Origin of the sequence: Brevundimonas sp. KM4, from assembly GCF_000964075.1 — a bacterium.
Classification (GTDB): domain Bacteria; phylum Pseudomonadota; class Alphaproteobacteria; order Caulobacterales; family Caulobacteraceae; genus Brevundimonas; species Brevundimonas huaxiensis.
The window spans coordinates 1-9016 of sequence record NZ_JZRG01000030.1; the positions used below are offsets into that span (position 1 = coordinate 1).

Genomic DNA, 9016 nt, shown 5'->3' on the forward strand with positions numbered 1-9016 from the left:
GGATGAAAACTCAGGGGCACGTCAACCCCACCCTAAGGCATGTTCGCAACGTGGGCATTCCGCCAGAAGGCGCTCGAAACTCCACGGACAGAAATCGAACGCGCGTAAGGCCCACGCTGGGCGATGAAAACCATGCTGGGCGAGTGCGCCTGGCGCAACTCGGCGGCGCCGGTCATCGAAATGTCGGCGCTCAAGAGGCGTTCCGAAGTAGTTCACACAATCCGCTCCCCCGGCGACGTCCCGGGTGCCATGCATGCGGACGGCGACTTCTTCGACTCCAACGCCGAAAAGCCCCGCCATGGCAGCAGCATCGTTTGATTTTGTGAAAGGGATGAACCCGGGGACTAGTACATCGATCCGCGCCGCGGCCAGCAAGTCGGTGGGCCGGGCAATGAAGTTGGCCTCGCAGTGCCGTGCAATCAGCGACATCAGACTTTCGCCTGAAATGGGCTCGCACGTGATCCCGAGGGGATGGATGATGTTATTCAGCATTAACGCCCCATCCTCCGCACAGGCCGGACGGGAGCGATGCCGTGGACGAACGGATTAATACGCAGCCGGTCGAACGCGACCCAGCACCGATCCGTGGCTTCGGAGAGATCAGAGACTGACAAAGCGTCGCTTCCACGCCGTATCGCCAGGTAGAGCGCGTCCTTGATCAGATTGCAGGCTTGCCCCAAGACGCCTTCTGAGGCCTCGTAGATGCACTCGGGGACACGGTTCTCAGTCAAGACGCCGGTGGCATCCGCGATGATATTTTGAGCCTCGACCTCCACCATAAAGGAGACGAGGAACGACCGGAACAGATGTTGATCTTCGCGTTTGGCGAGGTCCAACGGGTCCATGACGATGGGCGCTGCGCAACGTTTTTGAAGCTGCAAATTGGCACGAAAAGGAAGCCAAGCCTCTTCCACCCCTGACATTACCACCGGCACGACTGACTCCATCAAGAGCCACTTGATGGTGTCAGAGACGCTGGAGGCCAGCTTCTGATTGTCGCTGTGAACCAGATGCTGAATCTCGTCGAGGATCAGCAGTTCGACCTTGTGCTGCTTGATGTTGGCTTGGACGCGACTAAGCAGTTGGTTCTCCGTCCCCTTCTGCCAGACGGTCTGATAACCGAATGCGTCAATCGCGCGCAGGATGTCCTGAGCCAGACCCTTGCGAGTTTGGTTGGCGGTGAGCGTGACCAAGAGAACTGGAATGCGCCCGTCTTCCAGGGCTTGGGGCGTGTTCAGCCGTCGCCTGTAGCTGTGCAGGATCGTAGATTTGCCCGTTTGGGACGGCCCCACCATGAGAACACCTGTCGTGCCTCGGTCAGACCGCTGATGCGCACGAAGACGAAGATAATCGAAGGCGCTGTGCGCCTCCTTTGCGCGTTCGTTGGGGATCACAATGGCGTCCGCCAATCCTACGCGACGCGCGGCCTCGTCGTTCAGGTCAGTCATTCACCATCTCGCTTTTGCCGGCGACGCTCGATAGCGAGAGCCCAATCAAAATCGTCAGACCCTGGTGCCGGAATGCGTGAGGTCTCAGTCACAGCGGTGACACGATTGGCAGGGTTTTTCTCGATGCCCGTTTTGCGCTTCCTGGAAGCTGACCTCAGAAGCGGGTGCTTTTCCCTGGGCGCTTGCGGATCGCGGTTCCGGATCGGATCGATGTCGACTTGGACCACCTTCGACGCCACCGTTCCGCCTTGGCCGTTGATCGCGTCCAGCCGGACCAAGTCCTGCTGCGCCCGCCGTTCAGGCTCGCGAACCCGCTGTAGACGCTTGCGATCCACGACGCGCGTTTCGCAAATTTCATCCATCAGTCGGTAGACGGCCGTCCGATTGGCGCACATTTCCGCTTCGGTCTGGAATGCGCGGTTCGCCTTGTCCGTGAACTCCAGGATGCGATGATGCAGATGCTCGCTGAGGCCGCGCGTGTATTCCGCCATGACGCACGGCACTTCCACGGACGTGTTGGTTCGGGGATTCCAAACGTAGATTCGGCTGACGTCGTCAGCGTGGTAGGTAACCTTCACCGAGACGCTGCCCTGTTTCGACTGGCTACGACTCGGCGCGCTCTTGGCGATGTCCTCCCTCAATGCCGCCAATTCGTTACAGCGATAAATAAGGTTGCGGTGCATCCTGATTCCTTCGCGCGTGAGACGCACGGTTTTAGTGCGGGCGCAGGCCTGATCGAGTTCCTCCAGGTTGGGGCAGAGTTCAATCACGTCCGTAGCGGCACGATCCGCCCAGGCCTTGGCTGGTGCCTTCCCGATCTCCGAGTGAACCTCGCGGGAGTAGACGGTGACGATCCACAGGTGGATGATTTCGATCAGGTCGGACAGGAAGAGAACGGCGGTCTTGGACGGGTCGATACCGAACTCCCGCAACTGATGCGGCTTTAGCGGAACCGACCCCGGCAGCTTGTGCAGGAGCCCCTTGTTCATGGAACCGAAGAAGCGTTCGATTTGGCCCTTATACTCCGGCGTCCGCGCCGGCGCCGGTTCAAGGCTGATGCCTAGGTTGAGGCACGTGTCTTCGAACGTCGTGCCCATGAATTCCAAGCCCTGGTCGACCACAAGGGTCCTGGGCTGACCATAGGCGAGCCAGTCGTGCGTAATCTGCGGATAGCGCGACTGAACATATTTTTTGGGCCGCACTGCATGGCGAAGCGCCGCAAACGCCGCATCAAGACCAGCGTTTGCCCAGCTGACATCAAACCCCAAAACCATGCGGGAACAGGAGTCGAGGATGACGGTGAGCCGCGGCCGCCCGATCGGCTGCTGAGTGACATCGTCGATAACCCAGCAGTCCAAAATCGTATGATCGATGATGGCGATGTCCAAAAGGGCGTCCGCAACCATCGAACCTTGAACCACCCCGAAGCGACGCGTGGCTTCCTGGACGCCCCACCGGCGTTTCGCCCGTTCAAAGTTCAAGTTGGTTTTGAGCCACCGCCACACGGTGGATTCTGCTGGCCGCCTCAGCAGTTCATCGCCTATGCCGCGCGCCGCGTTCTCGTCATTCACCCTGTGGGTGACAATGACCCAGACATCGCGAACCTGAACCCGGATGGACTCATAATAGCGCTCGGCCTCCTCGCCTAGAATTTCCTGGACCCGGGGCTGTAGGCGGGAGCCTTGCGCGCCTGACGGGTTGCGTCCCACCATTTCCCCGAGACGACGGACGCCTAGCGCACCTCTTTTGGTAATCCATCGGCGCACGGAACCTGGCGACGGCGGCTTCGCGTCCCCGATCTCTTCGGCGACCGAAGCGATGAAGTTGCTGAGGCGCGCGGTCGATAGCGGAACGGGCGCGGAATCGTAGGCCTTCAGATAACGCAGCCGACGGTAACCCTTCGCGATGGCCATCTCGGCGCGCGCGTCCCCCTTCGGATCGTCGGGGCTGGCGCTTTCCCGTCGCGGGCAGCGGTCGCTTAAACGCTCCGTCGGCGAGAGCAGGCGCACGCTGCCTTTATCATAAAGGTGCAGGATTTCGGCCGTCGTGAAGATGGTGGCGCGACCTATTCGAATGTCCTTGAACTGAAAATCGTCGACCTCATCTCGCCGGCCAGTTCCCGAAGGCACCATGGCATCGAGAACGTACGTGGTACCCTCGATGACCACGCGATCTCCGGCCGAGATGTTGAACAACGAGCGGCTCAAACCCCTACACCGGCGTCACGAGGGTTTCCGCACAGAGCGGCGCATTGAGGTCGATCCGCAGGTGGCGCATCACCATCATCGCGCACAACTTGGCTTCGCCCTTCAGCGGATGATTGAAAAGTTGTTGCAGTTCCCCGACCGTAGCAGAGCGGCCCGCAAGGACTGCCTTGACAGCATCCAACTCCGCCACATCGTACGAAACGCGGCGATGCGACTGTATCTTCTTCAGCGCGGCGACGGAGGCCTGTGCCTCCAGCTCTTCGCGATCGATGACAGAGAAATCCCAGCCGAGAGCCGCATAGACATCGGCGAAAAACTCCAGCTTGAGCGCATAGTCGGGATCGGCGTCCGCCTCGAACTTGTCCTTTATCTCGACCACGGTGAGACCGTCATGGGCGCCGATGTCCAGACGGTCGGGCGTGTAAGAACGCCTCACCCCATCGATCATAGCCGTCACCGTATGCGGCTGCTCCCGATAGGCGACGATGTCGGGACTAACTTCAGGGAAGAAGAAGGCATCCCGTTCCGCCTTCGACTCCCAACCGACGTGGCGCCCCATCTTGTGGCTGTAGTACAGTCCGCCCGGACGACGCCGCCGGCGCCGACCTACTGGTCGCATTGGGCCGCCGTCTTCGCGTTCAACGACTGTGGCTGCCAGTCGCAAATCCACACCGCGCGCATAACGCGAGGCTTCCACAACTGTTGTCCGGCTCCCCCCTGCGCTGAACGACGTGATGCTCATGTCCGCTGTTTGCTCGCTCTGGCGTCCGCCACAACAGCGGACCGACCGACGTATAGATGACACGGTTGACCGGGTCAACGACCCGGTCTATGAAATTGTTCGCAGCTTAGAGGAGGTGAAGAACGCCGGATGGCAAAGTTCCAGATATGCTTGATGGGAGGCGGCGCTTCACCGGTCATGGAGACTTCGCATCCCGACCTGCAGGCGTTAGCCGAAGACCTCGTCCGTTCGCGGTTCTTAGCCGGCAAACTCGTCGATCTTGAAACTGGTGAACTTGGACCGAAGGCGCTGGTGGCGATATGTCGAATTCAGATGGTTCTTGAGGCAGACGCATGACACGCAGGAACGAGCCGCCGGCACCGAGCAGGATCACATTCACGGAATTCCTTCCCGCCGAAGTCGCAGCCATCACCGGCCTCAACGTTGAAACGCAGCGCGTGTGGCGACGGCGCGATCAACTTCCCGGATCAGGAACGCCCGCGCGCTTTTCGCCTCTGGACGTGGGCCAGGTCTTCATCCGGTACCAGTTTGCCCTCCATGGTCTGCCGCCGGGACAGAGCCAGTCGATCGGGGAAGCCTATGCGTCGATGCTTCTCCACTTCGCCCTGCTCAACGTCGACGGAGCGTGCGAAGTAACTGGCTCGAATGACGATGTGGACCGGTACGTCAGCGATTTTCAGGACAGCGAAAATCCCGCCCGTCAGATATCCGGTGCACAGAAGTCCGCACGTTATCTGTGGCATGCCGATGGCGAAGCGGTGCACGAAACAAACGACCTCAGCGAGATCGCTGAAGCCAAAGGACATGTCTCGGCGTCCTTCATCGATCTGATCGAGGCGGGCACTCGCTTCGGTCAAATGGCACGTCGGCCTCTGGTGACGGTAGAGTTCGCGGTCGACGCTGGTGCCCGCCGGCATCGTCGTTTGACTGGGAGTTTGTAGACGCTGGGCGCGAAGGGTGCGTGGGCCAATAGGTCCTTGGTGTACGTGTTTTATGAGGGCGGCCATCGCAGCCTGCACCGCTGTCGCACACCCTGTTCCCAAGCCGGTCGAAGCGCCTGATCCACCACGCGCACCAGCGACCATTTGCCGAAGAAGACGCCGCTGCGCCGGCAGTCGATCGGCTCTTCCTCTCCCTTCTCAGGCAAACCTCTGGCATCGACCTGGCCACCGTGAAGCTGAGTTTCTTCAACGTGCCCGAGCACGCGGCCAAACGTGCCCTGTGCGTCGGTTAGTTGGGTTTGCAGCGCGGCCAGTAAGTCTAAGCTCGCCCTCCCCTAGAGAAGTTGAGCGTTCAGGTCATCTGGTCCTAGATAGACGAGATCGACGCCGCCATTATGCGCGGTGACCTGCAGGAGCCCTATGCGCTGACCGTTGATGAACCCGGCGATCGTCCCGAGTGGTCGATTAACGCTATCGACGATCAGATCTGGCGACCCGGGCAAGATCCGCAGAGCCTCGCCATCGTCGGGATGGTGACCCAGCCACTCCACGAGGGCGTGGTGTTCCTGTCGGCTCCAGGTGGCGATGCGCTGAGGGCTTAAGCCGCCCAGAAACTCCAGCCACAGGTCGTGCGTCTCGGGCGTCGGCCATGCCAGATCCGCTGTGAGCGCCAAGACCTCTGGCGTACGTGTCCATGCGCGCAACTCGGCCAAGCTCTCAAAACGGCCCGCGCCGTCGGCGACTGCCACCTGCGCTCCGGAGCGCGAGGTAAAACCTGCCTGGATCAAAAAGACGGTGTCACGATTCAAGACCCCAGTCTCTACCGCCCCGGCGGCCATGCCGAGTTCTAAGTCGTCAAGCTCCATGCCCTGGGCCGTCGTATAGCCGATCGCCAAGCCATAGACACGAACCGACTCCAGCGCCCAGGGCAGGCGGTAGAGGAAGGCCTCTTCGATGAACTGCAGTGCGTCGCTGTCCTCATCATCGGCGAAGGCGCTCATCGGGCGTCCCTCCAGCCAGCAACGCAGCATGTCGGTCCAATCGGCCGGCAGCTTGCGGGGCGCAAACGGCGGAATGCGGAACGCGATCTCCGCAAAGGCCGTCAGGGCTTCTATGGCGACCTCATCGTCGCGTCCGATGATGGCGCCGTTGGCGCGGATCAGCAGTTCGATCAGGTCGTCGCCGCGCGCGTCCAGAAGATGCCCGGTCGCCAGACCCACACCAGCGAGGAAATAACCGCGCCGCTGTCGGGCGGTGGTGTTGGCCCAGATGTGCTTTGCTCGCTTCACGAGCGTGTCCCGCATCAAGGCCTGCAGCTTCTCACCGCGCCGGGCCAGTCGGCGGCTCCACAAGGAACTGGCGAGCGCGGCGTCCAGAGCCGCTTCAATGTCGGCGTCGGCGACGTCTTCTTCGCCCAGCATGCTGAGCAAGGCCGTGTCGAGCGACGTGACGTAGGTGTTCCAGCTCTGCTCTTCGGTCGCCTGCTCGTCAGCGGTTTCGCCGGCGACCGGCTCGAAGTCCCACTGCGGCATGTTGGCGACATAGTCGATCAAGGTTTGGGCGTCCTTGGTGCCCAGCTTGGACTGCATGCGTCGCAGCAGGGTCAGGACGAGCCGCAGCAGGCCGCTCTCCATCTCACGGCCGGCGGTCTCGTTGACTAGGCCAGTCCAGTCGCGCCGGCGAGACACGTGCCTGTCGAACATAGGATAGAGCACAAGACCCTGCACGTCGATAAAGGCACGCCCGGCCCGGCCGACGATGTTTCTGAACTCGTGAGCCTCGATGACGCCATTATGGCCGTAGAGGCCCTGGAAGACCAAGGTCGTGGCGCTAAGGTTCAGGCCTTGGGCGAGCGTCGGCGAAGACACCGTGACCTTCAGGATCCCGTCACGCAGCAAGGCTTCGACTTCCCGCCGATAGGGGGTGGGCAGGGCACCGTGATGTACGGCGACGCCTAGCCGCAGGCATTTAAGAAGTGGATGATCCGCACCCAGCCACTCGGCCCCAATCGCCAGCGCCTTGGCCAGGCGAGGGTCATCTTCGTCGATTAGAGCGGTAAGCAGCTGGCGTTTGTAGAGATCGACGATCGTTGATGCGAACGGCTCAACCGAGCGGCGCTGCGGGCAATAAATCAGAACAGTCTGGCCATCCTCGACCAATCGCCAAGTCGTCGCAAGGACCAGTTCGCGTTGATCGTCCGGGAACGCCTTCTTGCGCTGGCCCCGGCCTCCAAGCCTGGGCGGCTCGCGCGGTGCCAGGAAGCTGGGAATGAACGGCGTCTCGTCGCCGAGGGTGATGTTGAGCTTCGCCCCACGAGCGCTCCAGTCCACTTCTCCGAACCGAAGGCGCGTCGGCCGCCAGTCCTTGAAGACAAGCCCATTAGCCTGATCGGCTGATAGCCAAGCGACGAAATCGTCAAGCTGATCGTTCTCGGGCAAGACGGCTGACAGACAGACGATACGGCGCTGGCCAGCATCGGCGCGACGCAGCAGGCGCTGGATCTGCACCTCGTAGCGAACTTCCCGCTCGCCCAGGCCGATCGTGTGCCCTTCATCCAGCACGACTAGACCGACATCATCAAGCAGGCCTGGATCGTTTCTCAGAGCGAAGTCCAGCTTTTCGGGGGTGGCGACAACGATGTCGCGGTCCTTCAGCAATCCGGTGTCGGCTTCGCTGACCCCGATGCTGCCGTAGAGACCCGACACGGTCTTGCCGAGCGGCCGGAAGGTTCGATTGAGCGACACTTCGGTTTGGGCGGACAGCGCGCGCAGGGGTGTGATGAACATCACCCGCTGGCCGCTGGAGAGGCAGGCCAGGATGCAGAGTTCGGCGATCCGGGTCTTGCCTGCGCTCGTCGGCAGCGAGACCACAAGATTCTCGTCAATCGCCATCGCACGCGCGGCCGCGTCGATCTGCGACGGCCACAGGTCGATCTCGGCCCGCGCGCGGCTATAAAGCGACGCGATGAACAACTCGCGCAGGTCGGTCCAGTCAGCCAGGGCTGCAGGGCCATCCTTGAGCAGAACTTTGTGGAAGCTGCATTGCCAGAGCTCGTCGAATAGGTGGCGCGCCAGGCGATGGGCCCACCATTGCGGGACCATGTTGAGCGCGTCGGCATCCTCAAGGCCGGCGTCGAACTCTTCCAGCGCACGGTCCAGGAGGCCGCGTTCGCCCCTCTCGAACGCCAAAAGCGCTTGGCTGACCGCCAGCATGAAGCCTTGGGTGAGCACCAGGTCCGCGACGTCGATGACGGCATCGGGCGCGCCCCCGGCTTCGTCGTCATCGGCCCAGGGCTCGGCGGAGATGGCGGCGCCGAGCTGATCCGCCAGCCGCGCGTCAGACGCTCGATCCCCCGTCGTCCAGTCGACCACCAAGGCATCGAGTCGATCCAGCTGGCGCAGCATCAGAAGCGACAACGCACGCTCGGCCGGCGCAAGATTGCCCTGCTCGGCGTCGGCGAAGGGTGTCAATAGCGAGAACGCGCGCGCCGAATATCGGGCTATGTGATAGGCGCTGGCCGCCATGAGCCGGTGAAAGTCTTGCTCCGGGCCGTCGGGACCATTGGCGACGACCGATTCCAGGGCCTCGGCTGCGGCGGCGCAGGCGGTGCGGGCCAGATCGGGGTCGCCCTCGCTTTCGAGCAGCCGAAGGCCCTGGTGATCTTCCCCCGTAAAAGTG

General features: G+C 61.9%; 7 protein-coding genes and 1 pseudogene. 3 read left to right on the forward strand and 5 right to left on the reverse strand.

Features of this window, described 5'->3' with window-relative positions; all coding sequences use genetic code 11:
- The first annotated feature begins 123 nt into the window (after positions 1 to 123).
- Positions 124 to 318 (forward strand): hypothetical protein, encoded by a 195-nt coding sequence (locus VH88_RS13885; protein WP_045811773.1) that lies wholly within the window; start codon positions 124 to 126, stop codon positions 316 to 318.
- A gap of 173 nt (positions 319 to 491) precedes the next feature.
- On the opposite strand, the gene VH88_RS13890 is transcribed toward VH88_RS13885, so the two are convergent.
- Genes VH88_RS13890 through VH88_RS13900 form a run of 3 tightly spaced genes read right to left on the reverse strand, consistent with a single transcriptional unit; the run spans position 492 to position 4397 of the window.
- Entirely contained in the window at positions 492 to 1448 is a 957-nt protein-coding gene (locus tag VH88_RS13890) for a TniB family NTP-binding protein (protein WP_045811774.1), read from the reverse strand.
- Positions 1445 to 3643 carry a Mu transposase C-terminal domain-containing protein gene (locus VH88_RS13895; RefSeq protein ID WP_156146853.1) on the reverse strand — a complete coding sequence of 733 codons (2199 nt, stop codon included), beginning with the start codon at positions 3641 to 3643 and terminating at the stop codon, positions 1445 to 1447. The genes VH88_RS13890 and VH88_RS13895 overlap by 4 nt, the downstream gene beginning before the upstream one ends.
- A gap of 16 nt (positions 3644 to 3659) precedes the next feature.
- Positions 3660 to 4397, reverse strand: a complete 738-nt coding sequence (locus VH88_RS13900; RefSeq protein WP_156146854.1) for a TnsA endonuclease N-terminal domain-containing protein — start codon at positions 4395 to 4397, stop codon at positions 3660 to 3662.
- 129 nt (positions 4398 to 4526) lie between these two features.
- Here VH88_RS13900 and VH88_RS13905 point away from each other — a divergent pair, with 129 nt between their 5' ends.
- Positions 4527 to 4733, forward strand: coding sequence for a hypothetical protein (locus tag VH88_RS13905; RefSeq protein WP_045811777.1), 207 nt, complete (start codon positions 4527 to 4529; stop codon positions 4731 to 4733).
- Complete coding sequence (locus VH88_RS16115) at positions 4730 to 5338, forward strand: hypothetical protein (RefSeq protein WP_156146855.1); 609 nt, start codon at positions 4730 to 4732, stop codon at positions 5336 to 5338. Before VH88_RS13905 ends, VH88_RS16115 begins: the two co-directional genes overlap by 4 nt.
- Before the next feature lie 5 nt (positions 5339 to 5343).
- On the opposite strand, the pseudogene VH88_RS16740 reads toward VH88_RS16115, so the two are convergent.
- Together VH88_RS16740 and VH88_RS13915 are read right to left on the reverse strand one after the other, a co-directional pair.
- Positions 5344 to 5612: pseudogene (locus tag VH88_RS16740) on the reverse strand (hypothetical protein); the annotation flags it as partial.
- Between the two features lie 61 nt (positions 5613 to 5673).
- A partial coding sequence (locus VH88_RS13915; protein ID WP_045811779.1) for a DEAD/DEAH box helicase occupies positions 5674 to 9016 on the reverse strand: 3343 nt, incomplete at its 5' end.